The sequence below is a fragment of the Sphingobium cupriresistens LL01 genome (assembly GCF_001046645.1).
Classification (GTDB): Bacteria; Pseudomonadota; Alphaproteobacteria; order Sphingomonadales; family Sphingomonadaceae; genus Sphingobium; species Sphingobium cupriresistens.
On the sequence record NZ_KQ130434.1, the window covers coordinates 1,909,791 to 1,936,548 of the forward strand.

Below are 26,758 nucleotides of genomic sequence, written 5' to 3' on the forward strand. Positions count from 1 at the left end.
CCGCAGCATGTCCCGACTCGCGATCAAGATTTGTGGTCTGTCCACGCCCGAAACGGTGGGCGCGGCGGTCAGCGCCGGGGCGAGCCATATCGGGTTCGTCCATTTCGCCAAAAGCCCGCGCCATGTGGAGGCCGACCAGATTCGCGGCCTGGCCGCCCATGCCCCGGCCCATATCGAAAAGGTCGCGGTCGTCGTCGATCCGACCGACGAGATGCTGGGCGAATTGGTCGGCGCCGGCGCCCTCACCGCGCTGCAATTGCATGGCAAGGAAAGCCCGCAGCGCGTCGCCGCCATCCGCGCGCGGTTCGGCCTGCCGGTGTGGAAGGCGATCGCGGTAAAGACCCGCGCCGACATCGATAGCGCCAGCGCTTATGTGGGCGCGGCCGACCTGTTGCTGTTCGATGCCAAGACGCCCGACGGCGCGGCGCTGCCCGGTGGCATGGGGCTTCGCTTCGACTGGACGCTGCTGCGCGGGTTGGCCATCCCGGCGCCATGGGGGCTTTCAGGGGGGCTTTCGAGCGACAATGTCGTCGAGGCGATCTGCATCAGCGGCGCGCGCCTGATCGATATTTCGTCCGGCGTCGAGAGCGCGCCGGGCATCAAGAGTGTGGACAAGATCATGGCCTTCTGCAAAGCGGTGTCCGCATGTTGACGCAGACATCCCTCGTGATGCGCATTGGACAACGATGGCGCTGATCGCTTCCCTTTCATCGAAGCGAACGCCCTATTTTGTCCCGGAAAGACTGACACCATGACCGACACACTGAGCTTGCCCAACAGCCTGCGATCGCAGCCCGACGCCAGCGGCCATTTCGGCGCGTTCGGCGGCCGCTACGTCGCCGAAACGCTGATGCCACTGATCCTGGAACTGGAGAAGGTCTACAAGACCGCCAAGGCCGATCCCGCCTTCGACGCCGAGTTCGCCGAATTGTTGCGTAGCTATGTCGGCCGCCCCAACCCACTTTATTATGCTGGGCGGCTGACCGAGGCGCTCCGCGCCAAGGCTCCCGCAGGCAAGGGCGCGAAAATCTACCTGAAGCGCGAAGAGTTGAACCATACCGGCGCGCACAAGATCAACAATTGCATCGGCCAGGCGCTGCTCGCCCGCCGCATGGGCAAGAAGAAAGTCATCGCCGAAACCGGTGCAGGCCAACACGGCGTCGCGACCGCGACCGTCGCCGCCCTGTTCGGCATGGAATGCAAGATCTTCATGGGCGCGAAGGATGTCGAGCGGCAGAAGCCCAACGTCTTCCGCATGAAGCTGCTGGGCGCGGAAGTCATCCCGGTTCATTCGGGGTCGTCCACGCTCAAGGATTCGATGAACGACGCCCTGCGCTACTGGGTGTCGAACGTGCATGATACTTTCTACATCATCGGCACGGCGGCCGGCCCGCACCCCTATCCCGAACTGGTCCGCGATTTCCAGTCGATCATCGGCAAGGAAACCCGTGCGCAGATCATGGAGGCTGAAGGTCGCCTGCCCGACATGCTCATCGCGCCGGTCGGTGGCGGCTCCAACGCCATCGGCCTGTTCCACCCCTTTCTGGACGACCCAGAAGTTGCGATGATCGGCGTGGAAGCGGCCGGCGAAGGGCTGGACGGGAAACACGCCGCCTCGCTGGCCGGCGGCGTGTCGGGCATCTTGCACGGCAACCGCACCTATCTGCTCCAGGACGAAGACGGCCAGATCACGGAAGCGCACAGCATTTCTGCTGGCCTAGACTATCCCGGCATCGGGCCGGAACATAGCTGGCTGCACGAGATCGGCCGGGTCCAATATATGCCGATCAAAGATGAAGAGGCGCTGACGAGCTTCCAGACGCTCAGCAAGCTGGAAGGAATCATCCCCGCGCTCGAATCCGCCCATGCGGTTGCCGCCGCCGAACAGATCGCACCGACGCTAAATGCCGACAAGATCATCGTCATCAACCTGTCGGGCCGGGGGGACAAGGATATCTTCACCGTCGCCGACGCGCTGGGAGTGGAGATGTGAATATGGACCGTCTGGCTTCCCGCTTCGCCGCTTGCAAGGCGCAGGGCCGCGCCGCGCTCATCACCTTCGTCACCGCTGGCGACCCTGATGTCGCATCGACCCCCGCCATCCTCGATGCGCTGGTCGCGGGCGGCGCAGACATCATCGAACTGGGGATGCCCTTCACCGATCCGATGGCTGATGGTCCGGCGATCGAACTGGCGAACCTGCGCAGCCTGGGGTCGGGCACGAAGACCAAGCATATCTTCGCCCTCGCCGCCGATTTCCGCGCGCGTCATGCCGACACGCCGATCGTCCTGATGGGCTATGCCAATCCGATGCTGATCCGCGGCGCCGACTGGTTCGCCGATCAGTGCAAGGCGGCTGGCGTCGATGGCGTGATCTGCGTCGATATCCCGCCGGAGGAAGATGCCGAGATCGGCCCTGCCCTGCGCGCAGCCGGCGTTCACCTCATCCGCTTGGCTACCCCCACGACCGACGCGGCGCGTCTGCCCGCGGTGCTCGATGGCGCCAGCGGCTTCCTCTACCATGTCTCGGTCGCGGGCATCACCGGCAAGCAATCGGCGGCGCAGGCCAATATCGAAATCGCCGTCGATAAGCTGAAGGCCGCCACCGACCTGCCGGTCGCGGTCGGCTTTGGCGTACGCGGGCCGGAACAGGCTGCCGCCATCGGCCGGATCGCCGACGGCGTGGTCGTCGGCTCGGCCATCGTCGATATCATCGGGTCGCATGGCGACGCCGCCGCGCCCTTCGTCCAGGACTTCGTCGCCACGCTGCGCGACGCCCTTCATATTCGGGAGACCGCCGCATGAGCTGGATCAACCGCGTTCGCAACGCCCTGCCCTTCACCAAGAAGGAAACCACCGCCGAAACGCTGTGGCACAAATGCCCGTCCTGCAACGAGATGATCTTCATCAAGGAATGGGAAGAAAATCTGTCCGTATGCCCCCGCTGCGATCATCATGGCCGCATCGGCCCGTCGGAACGGTTCGAACATATATTGGACGCCGGCTTCATCCTGCTGCCGACGCCGCATGTGCAGGAAGACCCGCTTAAATTCCGGGATTCCAAACGCTATCCCGACCGGATCAAGGCTGCGCGCGCGGCGACCGGGGACCAGGACGCGCTCATCAACGCGCGCGGCGCGATCGACGATGTGCCGCTGGTGATGGGCGTGCAGAATTTCGCCTTCATGGGCGGCTCCATGGGCATGGGCGTGGGCGCGGCCTTCATCCAGGGCGTCAACGATGCGATCGCCCATAAATGCCCCTATGTCATCTTTACCGCCGCCGGCGGCGCGCGGATGCAGGAGGGTATTCTCTCCCTGATGCAGATGCCGCGCGCGACCGTGGCGATCCAGAAGCTGCACGCGGCTGGCCTGCCCTATATCGTCGTGCTGACCGATCCGACCACCGGCGGCGTGACGGCCAGCTACGCCATGCTGGGCGATATCCAGATTTCCGAACCCAATGCCCTGATCGGCTTCGCGGGCCAGCGCGTGATCGAAAGCACGATCCGCGAAAAGCTGCCCGAAGGCTTCCAGCGCGCCGAATATCTGCTGGACCACGGCATGATCGACATGGTCGTTCATCGCGGCGAACTGCGCGACACGCTGGCGCGTGTGATCGGCTATCTGACGCCCCGCGCGGCGGATTGAACCAGCGCTCGCGCTAAAGGGGGACGGGCGCGCCATGGCCGACCATGCGGTTTCGGACGATGCACAAGTGCAAGCGCAACTCGACCGGCTCTGGTCGCTCTCGCCCGGCGCGGACATATTGGGGCTGGAACGCATCACCCGACTGCTGGAGCGGCTGGGCGATCCGCACCGCGCCCTGCCACCAATCTTCCATGTCGCGGGCACCAACGGCAAGGGATCGACCTGCGCCTTCCTGCGCGCGGCGATGGAAGCGGACGGCAAGACGGTCCATGTCTTCACCTCCCCGCATCTCGTGCGCTTCAACGAACGCATCCGCGTGTCGGGCCAGCTCATTTCCGACGCGCTGCTCGCGCGTTATCTTGAACGGGTTCTTGATATCGCGGAAGGCGTCAACGCCAGCTTCTTCGAGGTAACGACGGCCGCCGCCTTCCTGGCTTTCGCCGAACATCCTGCGGACGCCTGCATCATCGAAGTGGGCCTGGGCGGCCGGCTCGACGCGACCAATGTCATCGTCGACCCGGCGGTATGCGGCATCGCCCAGCTCGGCATCGACCATCAGGCCTTTCTCGGCGACACGCTGGCCCAGATCGCCGCGGAAAAGGCCGGCATCGCCAAGGCCGGCGCAGCGCTGGTGACGCAGCGCTACGCCGAATCGCTCTTCCCGGTGATGATGGACGCAGCCGCCCGCGCGTCCACCCTCTGGGTCGGCCAGGGCGATGGCTGGGACGCCGCCGTCTATCGCGACCGGATGCATTATCGCGACGAGCAGGGCCGATTGGAAACCCCGCTGCCGCGCCTGGCCGGCGCGCATCAGGTGCAAAATGCCGCGCTCGCTTTCGCCATGCTACGCCATCAGGACGCGGTGCCCTTGTCCGAATCTGCGCTCAAGGCCGCGCCGCTCTGGGCGCATTGGCCCGCGCGATTGCAGCGACTGGACCGGGGGCCATTGCTGGACGCCCTGCCGCAGGACGCCACCGCCTGGCTCGATGGCGGGCATAATGCCGGCGCGGGCGAGGCGATCGGTGCCTTCTTCACCACAGACCGGCTGGAGGGGCACAAGCTCCATCTCGTCATCGGCATGTTGGCGAACAAGGAAGTGGACGCCTTCCTCGCCCCCTTCGCGGGCAAGATCGCGCATATCCATGCGCTCCCGGTGCCGGGCCACGACCATCATCCGGCCGATCGCTTCACGGCCATCGCCGCCAAATGGGGCATCGGTTGCACCGCCCATGATGACGCGCGCCAGGCCATCGCTGCAATTGCCACAGAGTGCGCGGCTTCCGGCGACGACGCGCCCAAGCTGCTGATCGGCGGTTCGCTCTATCTGGCCGGCGAAATTTTGCGACTGAACGAGCAATTGCCCGACTGAATAGACTTGCGACTGACTCGCAATAGCGTAGGATAGCCTCTGACCTATGCAGAAGGCGCGATTCTATGACTTATGGAGAGACTTCCCCCCTCGACCTGCCCCGGCCCATTCCGGGCGGCTATGGCAATCGCCTCTTCCTGTTCGTGATGCGCCGGATGGCCACCGCTGGGGTCAATGACGCCCACGCCGCCAATGCGATGCTAGGCGCGTTCGGCCGGAGCTATCGCCGACCGCTGGTGCTGATGCGCGCGATGATGCTGGAACTGGCGCGGGCGTCGAGCCGCAAGATATTGGTCGCGCCCTGCTGCTGCGCGCGCATGACCGCCGACGAAGCGCTGATGATGCAGGCGACGGGCGACGCGCTGCGCGATCCCAACGCCGCCTATGAGCAGGTGAGCACCTTGCTGGGCAATGATCATGCGCTGGGCGCCCTCACCTGCCTGCAGGCGGTGGCGCAGGCGCATTGCGACCTGGGCCGGCCGCTGGACCTTTACGCGGCAGGCTGATCGCCGGGTTCGGTCGTAGCCGCGGTGCCGACGCTGGCGTCGATCAGGCCGGCGCGCATCATCAGCCAGAAGAGCAGGATGCCCGGCACGGCGAGCGCGGTCGTCAGCAGGTAGAAATCGACATAGCCGAAGCGCTCGATCAGGCCGCCCGCAGTCGTGCCGGTCAGGAAACGCCCGACGATACTGGCCGCCGCCGAGATCAGCGCATATTGCGCGGCGGTGAAGCGCAGGTCGCACAAGGCAGAGAAATAGGCGACGACCGTGACGCCGCCGATGCCGCTGGCGATATTTTCGAACCCGATCGCCCCGGCCATGCCCCAATTGCTCTTCCCCAACGCGGCCAGCGCGGCGAAGCTGAAATTGGACACGCCCATCAGGACAAGGCTGAACAGCACGGATCGTTTCATGCCCATGCGGGCATAGAGGATGCCGCCGATGAAGATGCCGATCAGATAGGCCCAGAAGCCGATGCCGACATCGTAGATGACGATCTCGTCATTGGTGTAGCCCATATCGTCGAACAAAAGCCGAAAGGTCAGGTTCGCCAGCGTGTCGCCGATCTTGTGCAGCAGGATGAAGAGCAGGACTAGGAGCGCGCCCTTGCGCCGGAAAAATTCGAGCAGCGGCCCGGTGATCGACGCCATCACCTCCCCCATGCCGCGCCGGACGACAGGATCGCGATGCCGTTCCGGTTCGCCGAGAATGAGGCCAGTCAGCATCGCTGGCAACGCAAAGGCGGCGCAGGCGAGATAGGCGCCTTGCCAGCCGACCCGAGCCGCGAGAATCAGCGCTAGAGAACCGGCCGCCACCGATCCGATGCGCCAGCCATATTGCGACATGCCCGATCCGACGCCCAGTTGTTCGGGCTTGAGCGTTTCGATGCGATAGGCGTCGATCACGATGTCGTAAGTCGCGCCCGCCGCCCCGACAAGAATGGCGGCATAGGCGGTCTGCAACAGGCTGGATGTCGGATCGACCAGCGCCAGATTGGCGACCGCCGCCATGACCAGAGCGCCCGCCAGCAGCAGCCAGGACACGCGCTGCCCCAGCCGCCCGATGATCGGCAGCCGCACGCCATCGACCACCCAGGCCCATAGCCATTTGAGATTATAGACGAGGAACGCCAGGGTGAAGGCGGTAACGGCCTTCTTGTCGATGCCGTCCTGCGCCAGACGCGTGGTCAGCGTCGCGCCGATCATCGCATAAGGAAAGCCTGACGAGACGCCCAGGAAAAAGGCCGCCAGCGGCGCCTTTTCGACATAGGGTTTCACGGCGTCGAGCCAGCTGCTGCGGCCCTCTATGGCGTCGGTCATTTTGGCGTGCGTCCCCGGTGGCGTCGAATTGCGCGCCACCATATGGCCTGATCGCCGCCAGGCAAGCGTCCTGTGCGCCGATCAGCCCGCGCGCGCGAACAGGCTGAGCCCCGGCGGCAGCTTGGGCCGCCTTGCGCCGCGCAACTGCGCATCGACGACGCCGATCGCCGCGACCAGATCGCGCGGCGCATAGGGCTTGGCGAGGCAGCCCACCGCCAGAGCGCGCGCCTCCATCGGGCAGCGGGCGGTGACGAACAGGACCGGCAGGCCCAGCGCTCCAGCGTGACGGGCGACGTCGATGCCGGTCTTCTCGCCATGCAGGGCGACGTCTGCGATCACCAGGTCCACGCCGCCGCCGTCCATGACCCGCACCGCATGGTCATGATCGTCCACCGTCGCCGCTATCCGGTAGCCCGCCTGCTCCAGCGCATGTTCGTTATCGAAGGCGACCAGCGCCTCATCCTCCACCACCAGCACGGTGCGGATCGCCTTACGGCGCGACAGGTGCGCGCCTCCCTCTTTCACCAGCCCGAAAAACATTTGCCGATCCGCCCTGATTCCGCCATGCACCCGATGAAACGCCGCGCCCCCGCACCGGGTTGCCTGCTGGGAGGCATAGCCCCCTCGCCCAAGCGCCGGAGCGGCACATTTCAGCCTGTTGCTGGCTTTGCACCAATATGGGAAGTGCCAGTGCCCATGAAAAGGAACCCGCCCTTGGAACCGCCGAAAAAATCAGGACCGCCCCGCAGGGCAGGACCAGGCGGCCCGAAACGTCCCGCCGGCCCCGGCCGGAGCGGATCGGGCGGGCGTCCCGGCGCGCCCACTGGACGTGGCGCTGCGCCGCGTCAGGGGGATGGGCGACAGGATGACGGGCGGCGGAGCGAGAGCCGCCGGGGCGACGCCAAGCCGCGTTTCGAGAAGAAGGACGATAGCCGGACGGATCGGCCGAGCGGCGGCAGGACTCGCCCCGATCGGGCCAAGGCCGACGGCGCACCATCGCGCCCTGCACGCAGCGCGGGGCCACGCGACACCATCGACAAGCCGCGCTCCCCCCGCAACGAAGGCGAACGGACTGATCGTCCCCGGACGGATCGGGGTCGGCCTGATCGCGCCCGACCCGATCGCGCAGGGGGCGATGCGCCTCGCTTCGGCGCCGCCAAATCCTATCCGCCGCGCAAGCCGCGGGTCAAGGGCGCTGCGCCGGTCCATGCCGCCAATCCGCACCCGGCCCGCGCCGCGGCGGCGAGCGACGGCAAGGGCGAGCCGCAGCGCATCGCCAAGCTGCTGGCCCGCGCCGGGGTCGCTTCCCGCCGCGAAATCGAGCGGATGATCAAGGAAGGGCGCGTTTCCAAGGACGGCGTGGTGATCGATACGCCCGCGACGCTGCTGACATCGCTGCATGGCGTGACCGTCGATGAGGTGGCGATCGCGGCGCCCGCGCCGATGCGCCTGTTCCTGTTCCACAAGCCGACCGGCTTCCTGACCACCGAGCGCGATCCGGCGGGGCGGCCGACCATCTATGACCGGCTGCCGCCGGACCTGCCACGGCTGATGCCGATCGGCCGGCTGGACATGAATACCGAAGGCCTGCTGCTGATGACCACCGATGGCGGTTTCAAGCGCGAGATGGAACTGCCCGCGACCGGCGTGCCGCGCACCTATCGCGCCCGCGCCTTTGGCGAGGTGAGCCAGCAGCAGTTGGAGGATCTGTTCGATGGGCTGGAGATTGACGGCATCCGCTATGGCGCGATCGAGGCCAATCTGGAGCGGCGCACCGGGCGCAACCAGTGGATTGAAATGACCCTGACCGAAGGCAAGAACCGGGAAGTGCGCCGCGTGCTCGAACATCTGAACCTGAAGGTCAACCGGCTGATCCGCACCAGCTATGGCCCTTTCTATCTGGGCGACCTGCCGGTCGGCGCGGTGGAGGAGGTGCGGCAGCATGATCTGGAACTGTTCCGCAAGAGCCTGAAGGACCTGAAATGAGGATCATTTCGGGCCAATGGCGCGGACGACCGCTGACCGCGCCCAAGGGCGACGCCACCCGGCCTACGGCGGACCGAACGCGCGAGGCGCTGTTTTCGATGCTGACCAGCCGGCTGGGATCGTTCGAGGGGCTGGCCGTGGGCGATTTCTTCGCCGGATCGGGTGCGCTGGGTTTTGAGGCGCTGTCGCGCGGCGCGGCCTCCTGCCTGTTCGTCGAGCAGGACAAGCCGGCGCTGGACGCGATCCGCGCCAATGGCGACCGGCTGGGCATCCGTCCTGACATCCGGCCGTCCAGCGTGCTGTCGCTGGGGTCGGCGGCCAAGCCGCTCGACCTCATCTTCATGGACCCGCCCTATGGCACCGGCGCAGGCCAGGTTGCGCTCGACAAGCTGGGACGGCTGGGCTGGACCAATGCCGCGAGCTGGATCAGCATCGAAACCGACAGGCGCGAGGATGTGGTCGTGAAGGGTTTTACCATCGACACGGTCCGCGATTGCGGCAAGGCGCGGATCACGCTGTTGCGGATGGACGACTGACGCGATCGTCCGGCCGGTCAGGCTGTGAGCAGGCCTGACCACCCTTCTTTCGTTTCGAACGAAATGGGATCAGGCCGCCGCTGCATAGGCTTCGGCCTCCTGCGCGATCAATATGTCGGCCAGAAACTGATAGGCTTCGCCCCATGCCGCCAGCACCGCGTCGGTGGCGACCTGCTCGCCCAGCACGTCGCGGATGGCGGGAAGTAGCGCGGCCGCGACCTTGGGATAATGTTCGGGCTTCACGCCGGTATCGACATGACGCGCCACCATGCGCGCCACCGCGCCGCCCAGCACCTCCAGCCGGTCGATATTCTCCGCATAGCCCAGGATCGCCGCAGCCAGCCGCCTGGGCTGCTCGCCGCTATCCTGCGCCGCCTGATCGAACATCGCCTTCACTTCGGCATCCTGGAACAGGCGGGCATACATGGCGGTGGTGATCGCCACGCCGTGCTGGCGCAGCGCCGGGCCGGTGGATTTTACGATGGCGATGGTGTGCGGAGACAGCGAGTTGGACATCTGATTGACCTTTTCCTGAGTCGATAAGATGCATTTAATTTACGCCTTTAAAGGAGTAAATAATATATGTTTGAAGCGCGACCCCGCGCCGGTATCGGATGACGCCATGCAATTGACCCGTCACACCGACTATGCGCTGCGCGTGCTGATCCACCTCGCCGTCGCGCCGACGGGACGGGCGACGATTCCGGAGATCGCCGATGCCTATGGATTGTCGCGCAACCATCTGATGAAGGTGGTGCATCACCTGGCGCAGGGCGGTTTCATCGCCACCCAGCGCGGACGGGGCGGCGGCTTCGCCCTGGCGGACGCACCGGAAGCCATGAGCATCGGTGCGGTGGTCCGGCATAGCGAGCCGGACATGAAAATGGCGGACTGCGCAAATTGCGCGATCCGCCGGGCTTGTGGCCTGACCGCCATATTGGCGGAGGCCACCGGCGCGTTCATGGCCGTGCTCGATCGCTATAGCCTGGCCGATGCGGCGCGCGATCGGGGCGGGCTCGCGGCGTTGATCGCCGCCCTGCCCGCGCCGACGCCGGCGGTCAGCGACGCTTGCGCATCTTCCCGGCCTCGCCCGGATTGACGCAACTGTCCTGGACCGTGCGAGAGCAGCGCGGATAGTCCTTCGCCTCTGTCGGCGGCGGCGTCATGTTGCCGCCGACCGTCACCGGATTGGCGGAGGAGCCGACTGGGGCGGCCGGGTTATTGGGCACGCCCGCGGGCGCGGGGACCATGCCGGGGTCCGCCGGGACCGCGCCTGTCGGCTGGCCGGCATTGGGATCGCTTTGAGGCGGGGTCGCAGGCATGGCGGGGCTGGCCGGTGCGGCAGGCGCGGGCGGGGTCGACATGCCCGGATCGCCGGGCGTCGCGGGGGCTACAGGCTCGGCGGGGGCGGACGGCGGCGTGGCCGTCGGATCGGCGGGTGCGGGCGCATCGGCGGGCGGTGGCGTCATGGCGTCACCGGGCGGTTGGCTGCTTGGCGCTGGCGTGTCCTGCGCGACGGCTATGCCGCCCAAAGTGGTGAAGCTCAGCATCGCGACGCCGGCCAGCATGATGGATTTCATCGGGATCATCCTTTCCTATATTCTTCGACCCGCAGGTCGCCCGCTTCTGAGACGGACAGCCGAAGAACCGGTTTTGGGACATCCCCGTTCCGCAGCCGCGACCAAATGTGGCCCAGGCGCGGCCAGATGAACCGAACGGGGGGTTAGGGACCGTCGGGATAGCGATCATATTTCGGCAGTTCGTGCGCCGTCGCCATCCATGGCACGGCGTCGGCCATCTGGACATGCCCCTCCGGCGGCAGCGCCGCGGCATCGTCCAGCGTAGCACTCTGGATGTCGATCGCGCCGGGGAAGATGACCGGATTGGTATAGAACAGACCAGTGCCGCATGTGCCGCAGAAATGCCGGGTCGCATTGTCGGACGACTGGTAGCGGACGGGATCGCCGATGATCGTCACGGCGTCTTGCGGGAACAGCGCCCAGCCCACCATCGGCGCGCCGGCACTGGCGCGGCAGTCGCTGCAATGGCAGATGGCGCTATAGGCCGGTTCGCCGGTCGCTTCATAGCGTATCGCCCCACATTGGCATCGTCCCGTCACCATCCGCTTGCTCCCTTGCATGATTCGCCTTTTGTTCTCATAGAAGCCCAGTCACCGCAAGAGGCGCGCCCCTTGCCCCCGATCCACCCCATGCCTAGTTGTCCAGCCATGACAGTCCCTGCCCCCTCCCCCAATGATCCGCCCTATCTCGACGGGCTCAATCCGCCCCAGCGGGAGGCGGTGCTGACGACCGAGGGGCCGGTGCTGGTGCTGGCGGGCGCGGGCACCGGCAAGACGGCGGCGCTGACCGCGCGGCTGGCGCATCTGATCGGCACGCGCCGGGCCTGGCCGTCCGAGATATTGGCGGTGACCTTCACCAACAAGGCTGCGCGCGAGATGCGGGCGCGGGTCGGCCGGATGATCGGCGACGCGGTGGAGGGGATGCCCTGGCTCGGCACCTTCCACGCGATCGCGGCGAAGATGCTGCGCCGTCATGCCGAACTGGTCGGGCTGCAATCCAATTTCACCATCCTCGACACCGACGATCAGTTGCGGCTGCTCAAGCAGCTCATCCAGGCCGAGGGCGTCGATGAAAAGCGCTGGCCGGCGCGGCAACTGGCCGGGCTGATCGACCAGTGGAAGAATAAGGGCTGGACCCCGGAGGATGTCGGCGCGGGCGAGGCGGAAAGCTATGCCCATGGCAAGGGGCAGAAGCTCTATGCCGATTATCAGGCGCGCTTACGTCAAGTGAATGCCTGTGATTTCGGTGACTTGCTGCTGCATGTTCTGACGATATTGAAGAAGCATCGCGACGTGCTGGCGCAATATCAGGAGCGGTTCCGCTATATCATGGTGGACGAATATCAGGACACCAATAGCAGCCAGTATCTGTGGCTGCGGCTGCTGGCGCAGACGCGCAAAAATCTGTGCTGCGTGGGCGACGACGACCAGTCCATCTATTCATGGCGCGGCGCGGAAGTCGCCAATATCCTGCGGTTCGAAAAGGATTTTCCGGGCGCGACGATCATCCGGCTGGAGCAGAATTATCGCTCCACGCCGCACATATTGGGCGCGGCGTCCGGGGTGATCGCCGAAAATGGCAATCGCCTCGGCAAGACGCTGTGGACCGACATCGACGTGGGCGAAAAGGTGCAGGTCATCGGCGTGTGGGACGGGCCGGAGGAAGCGCGGCGGGTCGGCGACGAGATCGAAGCGGTCCAGCGGAGCGGCGGATCGCTGGACGAGGTCGCGATCCTGGTCCGCGCCCAGCACCAGACTCGCGAGTTCGAAGATCGCTTCATCCAGATCGGCCTGCCCTATCGCATTGTCGGCGGCTTCCGTTTCTACGAGCGCGCCGAAATTCGCGACGCGCTGGCCTATTTGCGGCTGGTCAACCAGCCCGCCGACGACCTGGCGTTCGAGCGGATCGTCAATGTGCCCAAGCGCGGGCTGGGCGACAAGGCGGTGGAGAAATTGCACCGACTGGCGCGGGCGGAGGGCATACCACTGGCGCTGGCGGCCGCGCGCATCCTCGACACCGACGAACTGACCCCGCAGGCGCGGCGATCGCTGGGCAGTTTCATCGGCGATCTGGCGCGCTGGCGCGACCGGGCGACGCAATTGCCCCATGCCGAACTGGCGCGGCAGATATTGGACGAGAGCGGCTACACCGCGATGCTACAGGCCGAACGTACGACCGAGAGCGCCGGGCGGCTGGAAAATCTGTCCGAACTGGCCCGTGCGATGGAAGAATATGAGACGCTGGGCGCGTTTCTGGAGCATGTCAGCCTTGTCATGGACAATGAGGCGCAGGCGGAGTCCGCCAAGATCACGATCATGACCATCCATGCCGCCAAAGGGCTGGAATATGACACCACATTCCTGGTGGGGTGGGAGGAAGGCGTCTTCCCGTCGCAGCGGGCGCTGGACGAAGGCGGGCTCAACAGTCTGGAGGAGGAACGGCGGCTCGCCTATGTCGCGATCACGCGCGCACGCAAGCGCTGCACCATCATCCATGCCGCCAATCGCCGCATCTATGGCCAGTGGACCAGCAGCATCCCGTCGCGCTTCGTGGGCGAATTGCCGCCCGAACATGTCGAATCGGAAAGCAGCATGAGCGGCGGCGCGTCGCTATGGCGCGCCAACTGGTCGGAACGCGACGACCCCTTCGCCAATGTCGCGCGGGGCAGCGGTCGGGGTCCGGGCTGGCAGCGCGCGCAGACGAGCGGCCAATTCAGCCGGGAGCCGGTGCGGATCGTGGAGGCGCGGTCATCCGCCGTATCTCTGGGCAACAAGGGTCGCGACGACATGCGCGTGGGCCTGCGCATATTTCACCAGAAATTCGGTTACGGCACCGTCGCGGAGATCGAGGGCAACAAGTTGGAGATCGATTTCGAGACGGCCGGGCGCAAGCGCGTGATGGACAGCTTCGTTCAGCCCGCCTGAGGGCGATGGACGTCTGTCGTGGCGGACCTCGTCGGGTGCGCCAGGATGTTGGCGGACAGGAGGGCGCTGACGTCGCGCGCGAAGCCTTCGATGACCGCGACCGTCGCGGGATCGCTGATCAGGCGCGGCATGGGATCGATCGCGCAGAGCGTGCCGTAGAAGCTGCCGTCCGCCAGGATGACCGGGAAGGACACATAGCTTTTGAAGCCGTAGAAGATCGGGACGGGATGCTTCTGCCACGCGATATCGGCATCGACATGGTCGATGACCACATAATTTTCGGTCTGGCGGATTTCCTTGCAGATCGTCATCTGCATATCCAGTTCCGCGCCAGGCTCCAGACCGAAGGCGATCTTGTCGAGCACCTGGCAGGCGATCCAGCGATCCTCGGTCACGCGCGCCACCGCCGCAAAGCCCATATGCGTCACATCGCATAGCTGCGTCAGGATGGCGCGAATCGCGTCGTCGTCGCCCTGTTCGGCGGCCTGGATGGCCAATTCGTCCTTCATGTCGCAGCGATGGCAGGAAAAATCCGCCTTGACGAGTCTCGCGCGCAATGAACGAGCAACATCGGGATATAGGAATGAGGGGACGCCCCTCGCTTGCGCTCAGGCATTTTTCGGGAAAATGTCCCCGGACATTGTCTTGTTCCGAAAAATTGGTGGAGCCTAGCGGGATCGAACCGCTGACCTCCTGCATGCCATGCAGGCGCTCTCCCAGCTGAGCTAAGGCCCCATCATGCGCGGCCTGGCCGCAATCATATGGTCAGACCATGTCCGGCAATGCCGTCGGCCGTCTATATTTCCTGGCAAGTCGGCTGCGCCTCCCGGAGGATGGACGCCCCTCACTTGCGCTCAGGCATTTTTCGGGAAAATGTCCCCATGGGCATTTTCCTGTTCCGAAAAATTGGTGGAGCCTAGCGGGATCGAACCGCTGACCTCCTGCATGCCATGCAGGCGCTCTCCCAGCTGAGCTAAGGCCCCGTCACCAATGAAGCGCCGTTGGGTCCGGCGCCTTGGAGGTCGCTGCCATTAGGTGGCGGCAATCCCATTGGCAAGAACAAATTTCAGTTAATTGTCGTCGCTGTCGTCATCGGTCGCGGCATCGACGCCCAGATCATCGTCGCCGCCCAGATCGACATCATTGTCCGGCGAATCGTCGTCGTCATCGACGTCGATGTCCAGATCGTCGTCGGCCGTTTCCAACTCGCCGTCGGCGGTCTCGATCACCTTCTTGGGCGCCGCTTCCTCATAAGGCAGCGGCTGCTTCGACTTCAGCACAGGCTCAGGTTCCCAGGCGCTGCCGCAATTGATGCAGGTTACCGGATCATCCTTGCCCAGGTCGTAGAAGCGAGTCGCGCATTTCGGGCAAGTCCGCTTCGTGCCCCATTCAGCCTTCACCATGTCCGGCCTGTTCCTTTATTCGATGCTCTAACAGATACTCACACGGCACAACGCTTGTTGCCCGCGAAACGTGGCGCGCCTTGCCATAGCAGGATCGCGCTGTCAAAAGCCGGGCGCATTTTTTCGGTTCCAGGATAATGGATACCCCGTGACCCATATAGACGACCAGCCCACCCCGATGACCTTCGCCGCCGCGCCGCCGCTGGCGGGCAGCGTGACCGTGCCGGGCGACAAGAGCATTTCCCACCGATCGCTGATGCTGTCGGCGCTGGCGATCGGACATAGCCGGGTCGAAGGGCTGCTGGAAGGCGAAGATGTGCTGGCCACCGCCGCTGCGATGCGGGCGATGGGCGCGACCATCGAGCGTGATGCCGATGGCGTCTGGCATATCCATGGCGTGGGCGTTGGCGGGTTGCTCCAGCCGGAGACGGCGCTGGACATGGGCAATAGCGGCACCTCCACGCGCCTGTTGATGGGGCTACTGGCCAGCCATGACCTGACCGCGACCTTCGTGGGCGACGCATCGCTCAGCAAGCGCCCTATGGCGCGCGTGACCGGGCCATTGTCGCGCATGGGGGCGAGCTTCACGTCCGGCCCCGGCGACCGCCTGCCGCTGACGATGAAGGGGGCCTGCCCTGCCGTCCCTCTGGACTATCGGCTGCCCGTAGCTTCGGCGCAGGTCAAGTCGGCGATCCTGCTGGCCGGCCTCAACACGCCGGGCATCACCCGCGTCGTCGAGCCGATCCCGACCCGCGACCATAGCGAACGGATGCTCAAGGGTTTCGGCGCGGACCTGAACGTCGAGGTAGAAGCGGACGGCACGCGGATCATCACCCTGGTCGGCGAGGCGGAATTGCAGCCGCAGCAGATCGTCGTGCCGGGCGACCCCTCCTCCGCCGCCTTCCCGATGGTCGCCGCTTTGCTGGCGCCGGGATCGCGGGTGACGATCGCCAATGTGGGCCTCAATGCGACGCGCGCCGGCCTTATCGACCTGCTGCGCGAAATGGGCGGATCGATCGAGATCATCAATGCGCGCGAAGTCGGCGGCGAGCCGGTCGGCGACCTGATCGTCACCGCATCGACGCTCAAAGGCGTGGAGCCGGACCCGGCGCGCGCGCCCAGCATGATCGACGAATATCCGGTCGCTTTCATCGCCGCCGCCCTGGCGGAAGGGCGCAGCGTCTTCCGCGGGCTGGAGGAACTGCGAGTCAAGGAATCGGACCGCATCGCCACGATGGCGCAGGGGCTGCGCGCGATCGGCGTGCGCGTCGAGGAATTTGAGGACGGCATCGTCATCGAAGGCAGCGGCGGCGCGATGCTGACCGGCGGCGGACCGATCGCGACCCGGCTGGACCATCGCATCGCGATGAGCTTCGCGGTCGCGGGCCTCGTGTCGAAGGATGGCGTCACCATCGACGACATGCGGCCGGTGGCGACCAGCTTCCCGACCTTCGTGCCGCTGCTCAGGCAATTGGGAGTAATCGCATGACATTCGATCTGGCTAACGTCGTCGGGCTGATCGGCAGCGCGCTGATGGTCGTCGCCTATGCCTATAGCAATATGGCGCGCACCCTGAATTTCGTCATTTTCAACCTGATGAACCTGGCAGGCGCGCTGCTGCTTATCTGGTCGTTGACGGTGCATTTCAATCTGGCGTCGATGGCGCTCGAAGTGGTCTGGGCGGCGATCGCGCTGCTCGGACTGGGCAACGCGCTGAGGAAGAAACAGCCATGATCATCGCCGTCGACGGACCCGCTGCATCGGGCAAGGGCACCATCGCCAAAGCGCTGGGCCGCCATTATGGGTTGCCGGTGCTGGACACCGGCCTGCTGTATCGCGCGGTCGGCCTGTCGGTACTGAAAGCCGGCGGCGATCCCGATCAGGAGACGGATGCGCTGGCTGCGGCCGGATTCGATGATGCGATTCTGGCCGATCCTGCGTTGCGGAGCGAAGCGGTCGGCTCCCTCGCCTCGCGCGTGTCCGTGCATCAGAGCGTGCGCGACGCGCTGGTCCAGCGGCAGCGCGATTTCGCCACCCAACCGGGCGGCGCCATCCTGGACGGGCGCGATATCGGCACGGTGATCGCGCCCGACGCCGACGCCAAGATCTTCGTGACGGCCAGCGTCCATGTGCGTGCAGAACGCCGGTTCAAGGACGCGCTCAGCCAGGGCGGGCACCCGGACATGGATAGCCTGATCGCCGACATCCAGGCCCGCGACACGCGCGACATGAGCCGCGACCATGCCCCACTTAAAGTCGCACAAGGCGCAGACTTGCTAGATACGAGCGATTTGACTATAGACGCGGCCGTCCAGCGGGCGATTGCGCTTGTGGACGCCCAGCTTGAAGGTCGCTCCAGAAGTTGACCCGTCAAGGCGCGCGGTTGTTCCGGGCGCCCTTTTCGCTTTTCAAGGCAGCGCGTTCACAATCCTCTAACGCGCGGGATATGTTCAGAATATTCGGTTCTGAACATGTTTTGGCCAAAGACCATCGGATACAACCGGTTGGCCAGCAATGACGAGTGAAGGACTAACCATGGCCTCTACGGCATTTCCCACGCGCGACGATTTCGCCGCGCTTCTCAATGATTCTCTCGGTGGTGAAGACGGCGGCTTTGAAGGCCGCGTCGTCAAGGGCACCGTTACCGCCATCGAAAACGACCTGGCCGTCATCGACGTAGGTCTGAAGTCCGAAGGCCGCGTGCCGCTGCGCGAATTCGCAGCGCCAGGCCAGAAGGCTGACCTGAAGGTCGGCGACGAAGTCGAAGTCTATGTCGACCGCGTCGAAAACGCCCATGGCGAAGCCATGCTGTCGCGTGACCGCGCCCGCCGCGAAGCCGCCTGGGACAAGCTGGAAGCCGAGTTCACCGAAAGCGCGCGCGTCGAAGGCGTCATCTTCGGCCGCGTCAAGGGCGGCTTCACCGTCGACCTGGACGGCGCCGTGGCGTTCCTGCCCGGTTCGCAGGTCGACATCCGCCCGGTGCGCGACGTCACCCCGCTGATGGACATTCCGCAGCCTTTCCAGATCCTCAAAATGGATCGCCGCCGCGGCAACATCGTCGTGTCGCGTCGCGCCATCCTGGAAGAAACCCGCGCTGAACAGCGCAGCGGCCTGATCCAGACGTTGGCCGAAGGCCAGATCATCGAAGGCGTCGTCAAGAACATCACCGACTATGGTGCGTTCGTTGACCTGGGCGGCATCGACGGCCTGCTGCACGTCACCGACCTGTCGTACAAGCGCATTAACCATCCCAATGAGATGATCAACATCGGCGACACCGTTCGCGTGCAGATCATCCGCATCAACCGCGACACGCAGCGCATCTCGCTCGGCATGAAGCAGTTGGAGAGTGATCCGTGGGAAGGCGCCGCCGCCAAATATCCGATCGGCGCCAAGCTGTCGGGCCGGGTCACGAACATCACCGAATATGGCGCGTTCGTCGAACTGGAGCCGGGCATCGAAGGCCTGGTCCATGTCAGCGAAATGTCCTGGACCAAGAAGAACGTCCACCCCGGCAAGATCGTGTCGACCAGCCAGGAAGTCGAAGTTCTGGTTCTGGAAGTCGATCCCGAAAAGCGCCGCATCAGCCTTGGCCTCAAGCAGGCCCAGAGCAATCCGTGGGACAGCTTCGCCGAACGTCACCCGATCGGTTCGACCGTCGAGGGCGAAGTCAAGAATGCGACCGAGTTCGGCCTGTTCATCGGCCTGGACGGCGACGTCGACGGCATGGTCCACATGTCCGACATCGCCTGGGGCATTTCGGGCGAAGACGCGCTGGCGCTGCACCGCAAGGGTGAGGCCGTTTCGGCCGTCGTTCTCGACATCGACGTCGAGAAGGAGCGCATCAGCCTGGGCATGAAGCAGCTTGAGCGTGGCGGCCCGGCCGCTGGCGGCACCGCTGCTGCGGCTGCCGGCCTCAACAAGAACGCGATCGTCACCGTGACCGTTCTGGAAGTCCGCGACGGCGGCCTGGAAGTCCAGGCTGGCGAAGACGGCGCAGCCGGCTTCATCAAGCGCAGCGACCTGGGTCGCGACCGCGACGAGCAGCGTTCGGAACGCTTCCAGATCGGCCAGAAGTTCGACGCCATGGTGACCGGTTTCGACCGCGCCAAGAAGCCGACCTTCTCGGTCAAGGCGATGCAGATCGCCGAAGAGAAGCAGGCAGTCGCACAATATGGTTCGTCCGACAGCGGCGCGTCGCTGGGCGACATCCTGGGCGAAGCGCTCAAGGCGAAGAGCGAAGGCTAAGCCTTCCTGTCCTTCGACAAATGAAAAGCCCGCCGGACCCATGTCCGGCGGGCTTTTTCATGTCCATGATGCCATCGTCCTTTTGGAAACGTAACGATCTTGATGTTGCCCGATTGTCAACGCCTTGCGGAACCTCTATGCAGGACATGGGGCACGGCAGAGGGGCGCTGGAGAACCAATGATCCGTTCGGAACTGATCCAGAAGCTGGCCGAGGAAAATCCGGGGCTCAGCCTGCCGGAAGTGGAAAAGATCGTCGATCTCTTCTTCAGGGAAATTGTCGACCGGCTTTCCACCGGCGGCCGCGTGGAATTGCGCGGATTCGGTGCTTTCACCACGCGCGCACGCGACGCGCGCACCGGGCGCAACCCGCGCACCGGGGAACAGGTGCCGGTATCCGCCAAGCGGGTGCCCTATTTCAAGCCGGGCAAGGAAATGCGCGAACGGTTGAACGGCAAGGACGACGTCTGAGTCCATCCATCGTGTCGATCCATGGCTTGACCTGCCGCGCGCCAGCCGTCAGGGGAGACGCTGTCCAACGGCATTATGGGCGGACGTGGCGAAATCGGTAGACGCAGCGGACTTAAAATCCGCCTTCCCCTGGAAATGCGGGTTCAAGTCCCGCCGTCCGCACCATCCTCGATAATCGGTTTTTTCAACCAAAAGACTGGATATTGCGGCCCGCACCCGTAAGGATGGCGGCATGGCCGGTGCGATCAATCCCAATAGTTTCAGCGACTCTCTCGTCATCCTGGGGGCGGCGGGGCTCGTCATCCCCGGCTTCGCGCGATTGCGCATCAGCCCTGTCATCGGGTTCATCCTGGTCGGCCTGGCGGTCGGTCCGGCGGGGCTGGGATCGCTGGTCAGCCAATATCCCTGGCTCTACCATGTCACCATCTCGGACGGCGAGGCGATCGAGCCTTTCGCCGAACTGGGCGTCATATTATTGCTTTTCTCGATCGGCCTGGAACTGAGTTTCCGGCGATTATGGACGATGCGCGCGCAAGTGTTCGGCGTAGGCGCGACCGAACTGATCGGCGGGGCGCTTTTGATCGCGACCGGCCTCTATCTGCTGGGACAGCCGACCGCCGGCGCGATCGGCCTGGGCCTGGCGCTGGCGCTGTCGTCCACGGCGGTCGTGCTGCCGATGGTCGGTACGCAGAGCGCGGTCGGTCGCGCGGCCTTCTCCATGCTGCTGTTTGAAGATCTGGCGTTGGTCCCGATCATCTTCATGCTGGGCGCGCTCGCCCCATCCGTGGCCGCCAGCCCCGACGGCGCATGGAGCGAGATGGCCAATACGCTGATGAAGGGCGGCATCACCATCGCAGTGATGTTGGTGCTGGGCCGGTTGGTCCTGCCCCATATCTTCAGCCAGGCGGCGCGGACGAAAAGCCCGGAGGTGTTCCTGGCGGCCAGTCTGCTGGTCGTGATCGTCTCCAGCCTCGCCACCTCGATAGCGGGCCTCTCCCCGATCGTCGGCGCGCTGCTCGCCGGCATATTGATCGCCGAAACCGACTATCATAGCGAAGTCGAGGTGATGACCGCCCCCTTCAAGGGCCTGGCGCTGGGCGTGTTCCTGATTACCGTGGGCATGAGCCTCGACATCCGCGTCATCCTGGCCAACTGGCCCAGCCTGCTGCTCGCCGTGATGGGCGTGGTGCTGGCCAAGACGGTGGTGACATCGGCGCTGCTCTATCTGTCCGGCGTGCGCAAGGGCGTGGCGCTGGAGGTCGGGGTGCTGATGTCCAGCCCGTCGGAAACCACGCTGATCGTGTTGTCGACGGCCGCGGCGGCGCAATTGATCCTGCCGTCCACCGCCGCCTTCTGGCAGATCGTGACCGCCATCGGCCTGACCATCACGCCGCTGCTGGCGCGGATCGGCCATGACGTCGCCCGGCGGCTGGAAATGGCGATCGGCGAGGAGCGGATCGAGGCGACCGAGGATCATGTCGAGGCGGCGGCGGTCGTCATCGGCTTCGGCCGTGTGGGCCGCATGGTGTGCGACTTGCTCAAGGCGCACAAGCAGCGTTTCGTCGTGGTCGAATCCGACCCCGATGTGGTCGCGGAGGCGCGGCGGCTGGGCTATCCGATCCTGTTCGGCGACGTGGCGCGGGTGGAGATGCTCGACCGGCTGCGGCTGGGCCATGCCCGCGCGCTGATCCTGACGATGGACGATCCGGTCCTGTCGGTCCGCGTCACCAAGCGAGTGCGCGGATGGGTGCCCGACCTGCCGATCATCGCGCGCGCGCGCGACACCGATCATGCCGCACAACTCTACAAGGCCGGGGCGAGCGACGCGGTGCCCGAAACGCTGGAGAGTTCGCTGCAACTGGCCGAGACGGCGCTGGTTGATCTGGGCGTCGCCATGGGGCCGGTGATCGCATCGATCCACCAGACGCGCGAGGATCTGCGCGTCGGCATCAAGGAAGCGGCGCAGATGGAAACCGCGCCCAAGCTGCGGCGGCTGCGACCGGACGAGGTGGGCTAATCCCCCTCCTCCGGCGGGCTGAAGACCGACCAGCCGGTGCGCCGCGCCAAGAGTTCCAGCGCCTGGGTGCCAAGGCAGCTATTGCCGTTTTCGTTCAGGCCCGGCGACCAGACCGCGATCGATGCGCGGCCCGGCACGATGGCCAGAATACCGCCGCCCACGCCCGATTTTCCTGGGATGCCGACGCGGAAGGCGAAGTCGCCTGATGCATCATAGTGGCCGCAGGTCAGCATCAGCGCGTTGATGCGCCGCGCGCGGCTGGGCGAAACCACCCTGCCCCCGTCCGGGTGTCGGCCGTCGAGCATCAGATAACGGCCCGCCAGCGCCAGTTGACGACAGCTCATCTCGATCGCGCATTGGTGGACATAGCTGCCGAGCACCAGATCGACAGGATGGCGGACATTGGAGAAGGCGCGCATATAGTTGGCGAGCGCCATGTTGCGATAGCCGGTGGCGGTTTCGGACGCCGCGACATCCTCGTTGATGGCGACGGTGTCGTCGCCGCTGAGATAACGCACGAAGCGCAGCATCTCGCCGATGGCGACGCGCGGCTGGTGCCCGCCCAGATTGACGTCGGACACGACGATGGCGCCGGCGTTGATGAAGGGATTGCGCGGGATGCCCTGCTCCCGTTCCAACTGGACGATGGAGTTGAAGGCGTTGCCAGACGGTTCCCGCCCGACCCGTTCCCAGAGCTGGTCGCCGACCTTGCCCAGCGCCAGGGTCAGGGCGAACACCTTAGACACCGACTGGATCGAAAAGCCGGTGTCGGCGTCGCCGCCCGTCAGCAAATCGCCATCCGCAGTGGCGATGGCGATCGCAAATCGGGCGGGATCGACCTTGGCCAGTTCGGGAATATAGTCAGCGACCTTGCCACGATCGGTCGCTTCACCCATCTGTGCGACGATATCTGCGATGATGGTCGAAAGCGCCGGCTTCATGCTTGTCCCCAGTCCAGCCGCAGCGCCTGCGGGCGTTGCGCGCCGGTCAGCCCTTAGCGATCGTCATTCGATCCAGATATCATCATTGCTGACATAAAGGATATTCTTGCCGCAAAAATTGATCGGCCGCGTCGTGCGGCCACCGCCGGCGAAGGTGACGCGAACGGTGTGGGTGCAGGTCGTGCCAGTGGAGAAATTCATCTGGCGGAACAGATTGGCGGCGAGCGGCCCGCTGGTGCGGAACCAGTTGGCGCTGGGCGTGCCCGAAGCGCCCATCATGGCGAATTCGACGATCGATTCGCTGCTGGCGTTGAACAGGCGGAAGGCGAGGTCAGCCTTGACCGCCGCGCTGCGCGCCGCATCGCGGCTCCCGGCCCGCTCTGCCGCGGCGCGGGCGCTGGCGCGGGCATCCCCGCCGGCGGGCATGGGGGCACTACCGGCCACCCGCGCCGACGCAGCGCGGGGCACCCGCGCCATGGACTGGCCGGTATAAGGCGTGCAACTGCCGGAGAAATTCGCCAGCGAGCCGGTGATGCGCAGGGTGCCGGTTTCACGGTTGAGCGACATGACCGGACTGAACAACCAACCGAAATAGACTTTGCCGGCGATCATCGACGGCGTCACTTCCAGCTTCTTGATTTCGTGCCAGCCGCGCTGGTCATCGTCACCCAACATCGCGTCGGGGATCAGCGCTTCGCCGCTATCGCCCGCGACCTTGATCCGAATGGCGTCGTCAAAGGGCACGCGACGGCTGTTGGACTGATTCTTCATCGTGCCGTCGGACTGTCGCACCTTAATCTGGGTGGTGACGAAGCGATCGCCCCGCCCACGGCAGAACAGATCGACGGTCGATACGGACGGCGCGGCTTGCAGCCCGATCGCGGCGACGATCGATGCGCTCAAGATGATGGCAACCACAATAATTCCCCCCCAGACACAAACCCAGGCAGGGTTCATGCGACAGGTCAGGACAATGACAGAAAAAAGCGGACCGGCAAATAATTCAAGAGCATGAGGCCATGATATTCGGCGGCCTCACCCTTCATTTGATGTACGACGTCATTGGGATGACGAATTGGGATAAAGTCGCCACCGGCCCCGGATCAGGCCGGAACTTTGGCCAGCGCCTCCTTGACCGCATCGATCGCCGCCGCCGCCTTGTCCCCATCCGGGCCGCCGCCCTGTGCCATATCGGGACGGCCGCCGCCGCCCTTGCCGCCCAGCGCTTCGACGCCGACGCGGACGAGATCGACCGCGCTGATGCTGGCGGTCAGATCGTCGGTCACGCCGACCGCGATGGTGGCGCGGCCTTCGACGACTGCGACGATTGCGGATACGCCGCTACCCAAAGCCTTCTTGTTGCCGTCCACGATGCCGCGCAGTTCCTTGGGATCGAGGCCGTCGATGACCTGGCCCAGGAAGCTGACAGCACCGACCTGTTCGGGACCGGCCGGGGCTGCGCCCGATCCGCCGCCAAGGGCCAACGCCTTCTTCGCTTCGGCGAGGTCGCGTTCCAGCTTTCGGCTCTGTTCGACCAGCGCGGTGATGCGGGCCAGCACATCTTCGGGCGACGTCTTGAGCGCGGCGGCCGACTGGCGCAGCTTGTCGTCGCGATCGACCAGCCACAGGCGCGCGGCCTCGCCGGTCAGCGCCTCTATCCGGCGGACGCCGCTGGACACGGCGCTTTCCGACACGATCTTGAACAGGGCGATGTCGCCGGTCGCGCGGACATGGGTGCCGCCGCACAGTTCGACCGAATAATGATGCTCGTCCCCCTTGCCCATGGAAAGGACGCGGACTTCATCGCCATATTTTTCGCCGAACAGCGCCATCGCGCCCGCGCCGATCGCGTCGTCGGGCGTCATGAGGCGGGTCGTGACCTCCTCATTATGACGGATCTGCGCGTTCACATCCGCTTCGACCTTCGCAATCTGCGCATGGGTCAGGGCTTCGGGATGCGAGAAATCGAAGCGCAGGCGCTCGGCCGCGACCATGCTGCCCTTCTGCGTCACATGGCCGCCCAGTTCCTTGCGCAGGGCTGCGTGCAGCAAATGGGTGGCGCTATGGTTGGCGCGGATGCGGTCGCGGCGTTCGACATCGACGGTCAACTGGACGGTGTCGCCCACCTTGACGCTGCCCGCGTTGATCGTCGCCTGATGGGCGTGGAGGCGGCCCAAGGGCTTGGACGTGTCGGCCACTTCGGCGGACAGACCGCCAAGCGAGGCGATCGTGCCCGCGTCGCCATTCTGGCCTCCGCTTTCGCCATAGAAGGGCGTCTGGTTGGTGATGATCGCGACCGTGTCGCCGACGGTGGCGCTATCCACGCGCACGCCGTCCTTGACGATGGCCTGCACTTCGCCTTCGCCCTGGGTGGAGGCGTAGCCGACGAACTCGGACGTGCCGAAAGTTTCGGCGATGTCGTACCAGATTTCGTCCGACGCCTTTTCCCCGGAGCCCTTCCAGGCGGCGCGGGCGGCGGCCTTCTGCTCCGCCATCGCGGCGTCGAAGCCGGCGCGATCGACCAAAAGCCCCTGAGTGCGGAGCGCATCCTCGGTCAGGTCATAGGGGAAGCCGTAGGTGTCGTAGAGCTTGAACGCGGTTTCGCCCGGCAACGTCGCGCCTTCGGCAAGGCCGGTGGTCGCTTCATCGAGCAGGCGCAGGCCGTTTTCCAGCGTCTTGCGGAAACGGGTTTCCTCGCGCAGCAGGGTTTCCTCGATCAGCGGCTGGGCGCGGACCAGTTCGGGATAGGCGCCGCCCATTTCCGACACGAGGCTGGAGACGAGGCGATACATGAGCGGGTCTTTCGCGCCGATGATGTGCGCATGGCGCATGGCGCGGCGCATGATGCGGCGCAGGACATAGCCGCGGCCTTCATTGGCGGGCAGCACGCCGTCCGCGATCAGGAAGCTGGTCGAGCGGAGATGATCGGCGATGACGCGGTGGCTGGCCTGAAATTCGCCATCCGTCGCGGTGCGGGTGATCGCGCCGGACTCCGCGATCAGCGCCTTGAACGTGTCCGTATCGTAATTGTTGTGCACGCCCTGCATGACGGCGGCGATGCGCTCCAGACCCATGCCGGTGTCGATCGACGGCTTGGGCAGTTCGCTGACGATCTCGTTGGCTTCCTGCTCATATTGCATGAAGACGAGGTTCCAGATCTCGACGAAGCGGTCGCCATCTTCCTCCGGCGAACCGGGAGGGCCGCCCCAGATATGGTCGCCATGGTCGTAGAAGATTTCCGAGCAGGGACCGCAGGGGCCGCTGTCACCCATCGCCCAGAAATTATCCTTGGTCGGGATGCGGATGATGCGATGGTCGGGCAGGCCGGCGATCTTCTTCCACAGGTCGAACGCCTCGTCGTCCGTGTGATAGACGGTCGCGGTCAGTCTGTCCGCGGGCAGGCCCCATTCCTTGGTCAGCAGGGTCCAGGCGTGGGTGATCGCCTGTTCCTTGAAATAGTCGCCGAAGCTGAAATTGCCCAGCATTTCGAAGAAAGTATGGTGGCGCGCGGTGTAGCCGACATTGTCGAGGTCGTTATGCTTGCCACCGGCGCGGACCGATTTCTGGCTCGACGTCGCGGTCTTGTAGGGGCGCGTTTCCAGACCCGTGAAGACATTCTTGAACGGCACCATGCCGGCGTTCACGAACATCAGCGTCGGGTCGTTGTGCGGCACCAGCGGCGCGGACGGAACGATGGTGTGGCCGTTGGCCCCGAAATAGTCGAGGAAAGAGCGGCGAATGTCGTTGGTCGAGGTCATGGGGGCGATTTAGTGGGAAGCGGCCCGCCGCACAAGCGGGGGATTTCATCGCGCCGCC

26 protein-coding genes and 3 tRNA genes are annotated in these 26,758 nt (G+C 65.1%); 17 read left to right on the top strand and 12 right to left on the bottom strand.

What is annotated here, in order from left to right; translation table 11 throughout:
- The first annotated feature begins 7 nt into the window (after nucleotides 1-7).
- The 6 genes from V473_RS09200 (at nucleotide 8) to V473_RS09225 (ending at nucleotide 5,525) form a co-directional block, all read left to right on the top strand.
- A complete protein-coding gene (locus tag V473_RS09200; RefSeq protein WP_066602908.1) occupies nucleotides 8-652 on the top strand; it encodes a phosphoribosylanthranilate isomerase in 645 nt (214 codons plus the stop codon).
- A gap of 99 nt (nucleotides 653-751) precedes the next feature.
- Entirely contained in the window at nucleotides 752-1,993 is a 1,242-nt protein-coding gene (gene trpB / locus V473_RS09205; protein WP_066605409.1) for a tryptophan synthase subunit beta, read from the top strand.
- Nucleotides 1,994-1,995: 2 nt separating this feature from the next.
- Entirely contained in the window at nucleotides 1,996-2,805 is an 810-nt protein-coding gene (gene trpA, locus V473_RS09210) for a tryptophan synthase subunit alpha (RefSeq protein WP_066602910.1), read from the top strand.
- Nucleotides 2,802-3,650, top strand: coding sequence for an acetyl-CoA carboxylase, carboxyltransferase subunit beta (gene accD / locus V473_RS09215; protein WP_066602911.1), 849 nt, complete (start codon nucleotides 2,802-2,804; stop codon nucleotides 3,648-3,650). The genes trpA and accD overlap by 4 nt, the downstream gene beginning before the upstream one ends.
- 34 nt (nucleotides 3,651-3,684) lie before the next feature.
- Entirely contained in the window at nucleotides 3,685-5,019 is a 1,335-nt protein-coding gene (locus V473_RS09220) for a bifunctional folylpolyglutamate synthase/dihydrofolate synthase (RefSeq protein WP_066602912.1), read from the top strand.
- Between the two features lie 65 nt (nucleotides 5,020-5,084).
- Entirely contained in the window at nucleotides 5,085-5,525 is a 441-nt protein-coding gene (locus V473_RS09225; protein ID WP_066602915.1) for a DUF6628 family protein, read from the top strand.
- Here the strand turns inward: V473_RS09225 and V473_RS09230 are convergent.
- The gene (locus tag V473_RS09230) at nucleotides 5,510-6,838 is read right to left on the bottom strand and encodes an AmpG family muropeptide MFS transporter (protein WP_066605411.1); all 1,329 of its coding nucleotides are present in this window, start codon (nucleotides 6,836-6,838) and stop codon (nucleotides 5,510-5,512) included. The two genes, V473_RS09225 and V473_RS09230, sit on opposite strands and share 16 nt — an antisense overlap.
- 81 nt (nucleotides 6,839-6,919) lie before the next feature.
- Nucleotides 6,920-7,378, bottom strand: a complete 459-nt coding sequence (locus V473_RS09235) for a response regulator (RefSeq protein ID WP_066602917.1) — start codon at nucleotides 7,376-7,378, stop codon at nucleotides 6,920-6,922.
- Nucleotides 7,379-7,870: 492 nt separating this feature from the next.
- On the opposite strand from V473_RS09235, the gene V473_RS09240 reads away from it, so the two are divergent.
- Entirely contained in the window at nucleotides 7,871-8,824 is a 954-nt protein-coding gene (locus tag V473_RS09240; RefSeq protein WP_082679124.1) for a pseudouridine synthase, read from the top strand.
- Entirely contained in the window at nucleotides 8,821-9,360 is a 540-nt protein-coding gene (rsmD, locus tag V473_RS09245) for a 16S rRNA (guanine(966)-N(2))-methyltransferase RsmD (protein ID WP_066602921.1), read from the top strand. Before V473_RS09240 ends, rsmD begins: the two co-directional genes overlap by 4 nt.
- A gap of 69 nt (nucleotides 9,361-9,429) precedes the next feature.
- On the opposite strand, the gene V473_RS09250 is transcribed toward rsmD, so the two are convergent.
- The gene (locus tag V473_RS09250; protein ID WP_066602923.1) at nucleotides 9,430-9,876 is read right to left on the bottom strand and encodes a globin domain-containing protein; all 447 of its coding nucleotides are present in this window, start codon (nucleotides 9,874-9,876) and stop codon (nucleotides 9,430-9,432) included.
- A gap of 106 nt (nucleotides 9,877-9,982) precedes the next feature.
- Between V473_RS09250 and V473_RS09255 the strand changes: the two genes are divergently transcribed.
- Nucleotides 9,983-10,459, top strand: a complete 477-nt coding sequence (locus V473_RS09255) for an RrF2 family transcriptional regulator (RefSeq protein WP_066605420.1) — start codon at nucleotides 9,983-9,985, stop codon at nucleotides 10,457-10,459.
- On the opposite strand, the gene V473_RS09260 is transcribed toward V473_RS09255, so the two are convergent.
- Together V473_RS09260 and V473_RS09265 are read right to left on the bottom strand one after the other, a co-directional pair.
- A complete protein-coding gene (locus tag V473_RS09260) occupies nucleotides 10,419-10,940 on the bottom strand; it encodes a Fe-S oxidoreductase (protein WP_066605425.1) in 522 nt (173 codons plus the stop codon). The genes V473_RS09255 and V473_RS09260 overlap by 41 nt on opposite strands.
- A gap of 143 nt (nucleotides 10,941-11,083) precedes the next feature.
- Nucleotides 11,084-11,482: a GFA family protein gene (locus tag V473_RS09265; protein ID WP_066602926.1), complete on the bottom strand. Its 399-nt coding sequence runs from the start codon at nucleotides 11,480-11,482 to the stop codon at nucleotides 11,084-11,086.
- Nucleotides 11,483-11,587: 105 nt separating this feature from the next.
- Here V473_RS09265 and V473_RS09270 point away from each other — a divergent pair, with 105 nt between their 5' ends.
- A complete protein-coding gene (locus tag V473_RS09270; RefSeq protein ID WP_066602930.1) occupies nucleotides 11,588-13,864 on the top strand; it encodes an ATP-dependent helicase in 2,277 nt (758 codons plus the stop codon).
- On the opposite strand, the gene V473_RS09275 is transcribed toward V473_RS09270, so the two are convergent.
- The 4 genes from V473_RS09275 to V473_RS09290 all read right to left on the bottom strand — a co-directional run bounded on the left by V473_RS09275 (nucleotide 13,852) and on the right by V473_RS09290 (nucleotide 15,267).
- The gene (locus V473_RS09275) at nucleotides 13,852-14,373 is read right to left on the bottom strand and encodes a GAF domain-containing protein (RefSeq protein ID WP_066602934.1); all 522 of its coding nucleotides are present in this window, start codon (nucleotides 14,371-14,373) and stop codon (nucleotides 13,852-13,854) included. The genes V473_RS09270 and V473_RS09275 overlap by 13 nt on opposite strands.
- 150 nt (nucleotides 14,374-14,523) lie before the next feature.
- Nucleotides 14,524-14,599, bottom strand: a tRNA-Ala gene (locus V473_RS09280).
- Nucleotides 14,600-14,771: 172 nt separating this feature from the next.
- Nucleotides 14,772-14,847 (bottom strand) — tRNA-Ala (locus tag V473_RS09285).
- 87 nt (nucleotides 14,848-14,934) lie between these two features.
- Nucleotides 14,935-15,267, bottom strand: a complete 333-nt coding sequence (locus V473_RS09290; protein WP_066602936.1) for a TIGR02300 family protein — start codon at nucleotides 15,265-15,267, stop codon at nucleotides 14,935-14,937.
- A 148-nt stretch (nucleotides 15,268-15,415) separates the two neighbouring features.
- On the opposite strand from V473_RS09290, the gene aroA reads away from it, so the two are divergent.
- The 7 genes from aroA to V473_RS09325 all read left to right on the top strand — a co-directional run bounded on the left by aroA (nucleotide 15,416) and on the right by V473_RS09325 (nucleotide 22,001).
- On the top strand, nucleotides 15,416-16,756 hold the full coding sequence (aroA, locus tag V473_RS09295; protein WP_066602939.1) for a 3-phosphoshikimate 1-carboxyvinyltransferase: 1,341 nt from the start codon (nucleotides 15,416-15,418) through the stop codon (nucleotides 16,754-16,756).
- A complete protein-coding gene (locus V473_RS09300) occupies nucleotides 16,753-17,001 on the top strand; it encodes a CBU_0592 family membrane protein (protein ID WP_066602941.1) in 249 nt (82 codons plus the stop codon). The genes aroA and V473_RS09300 overlap by 4 nt, the downstream gene beginning before the upstream one ends.
- The gene (cmk, locus tag V473_RS09305; protein ID WP_066602944.1) at nucleotides 16,998-17,633 is read left to right on the top strand and encodes a (d)CMP kinase; all 636 of its coding nucleotides are present in this window, start codon (nucleotides 16,998-17,000) and stop codon (nucleotides 17,631-17,633) included. Before V473_RS09300 ends, cmk begins: the two co-directional genes overlap by 4 nt.
- 169 nt (nucleotides 17,634-17,802) lie before the next feature.
- A complete protein-coding gene (gene rpsA, locus V473_RS09310; RefSeq protein WP_066602946.1) occupies nucleotides 17,803-19,515 on the top strand; it encodes a 30S ribosomal protein S1 in 1,713 nt (570 codons plus the stop codon).
- 178 nt (nucleotides 19,516-19,693) lie between these two features.
- A complete protein-coding gene (locus V473_RS09315) occupies nucleotides 19,694-19,984 on the top strand; it encodes an integration host factor subunit beta (RefSeq protein ID WP_066602948.1) in 291 nt (96 codons plus the stop codon).
- 79 nt (nucleotides 19,985-20,063) lie between these two features.
- Nucleotides 20,064-20,149: transfer RNA gene (locus V473_RS09320), tRNA-Leu, on the top strand.
- Between the two features lie 67 nt (nucleotides 20,150-20,216).
- Entirely contained in the window at nucleotides 20,217-22,001 is a 1,785-nt protein-coding gene (locus V473_RS09325; protein ID WP_066602949.1) for a cation:proton antiporter domain-containing protein, read from the top strand.
- Here the strand turns inward: V473_RS09325 and V473_RS09330 are convergent.
- The 3 genes from V473_RS09330 to alaS all read right to left on the bottom strand — a co-directional run bounded on the left by V473_RS09330 (nucleotide 21,998) and on the right by alaS (nucleotide 26,700).
- Nucleotides 21,998-22,942 carry a glutaminase gene (locus tag V473_RS09330; RefSeq protein WP_066602951.1) on the bottom strand — a complete coding sequence of 315 codons (945 nt, stop codon included), beginning with the start codon at nucleotides 22,940-22,942 and terminating at the stop codon, nucleotides 21,998-22,000. The genes V473_RS09325 and V473_RS09330 overlap by 4 nt on opposite strands.
- A gap of 63 nt (nucleotides 22,943-23,005) precedes the next feature.
- Nucleotides 23,006-23,860, bottom strand: coding sequence for a hypothetical protein (locus V473_RS09335; RefSeq protein ID WP_066602953.1), 855 nt, complete (start codon nucleotides 23,858-23,860; stop codon nucleotides 23,006-23,008).
- A gap of 185 nt (nucleotides 23,861-24,045) precedes the next feature.
- The gene (alaS, locus tag V473_RS09340) at nucleotides 24,046-26,700 is read right to left on the bottom strand and encodes an alanine--tRNA ligase (RefSeq protein WP_066602955.1); all 2,655 of its coding nucleotides are present in this window, start codon (nucleotides 26,698-26,700) and stop codon (nucleotides 24,046-24,048) included.
- Nucleotides 26,701-26,758 lie beyond the last annotated feature (58 nt).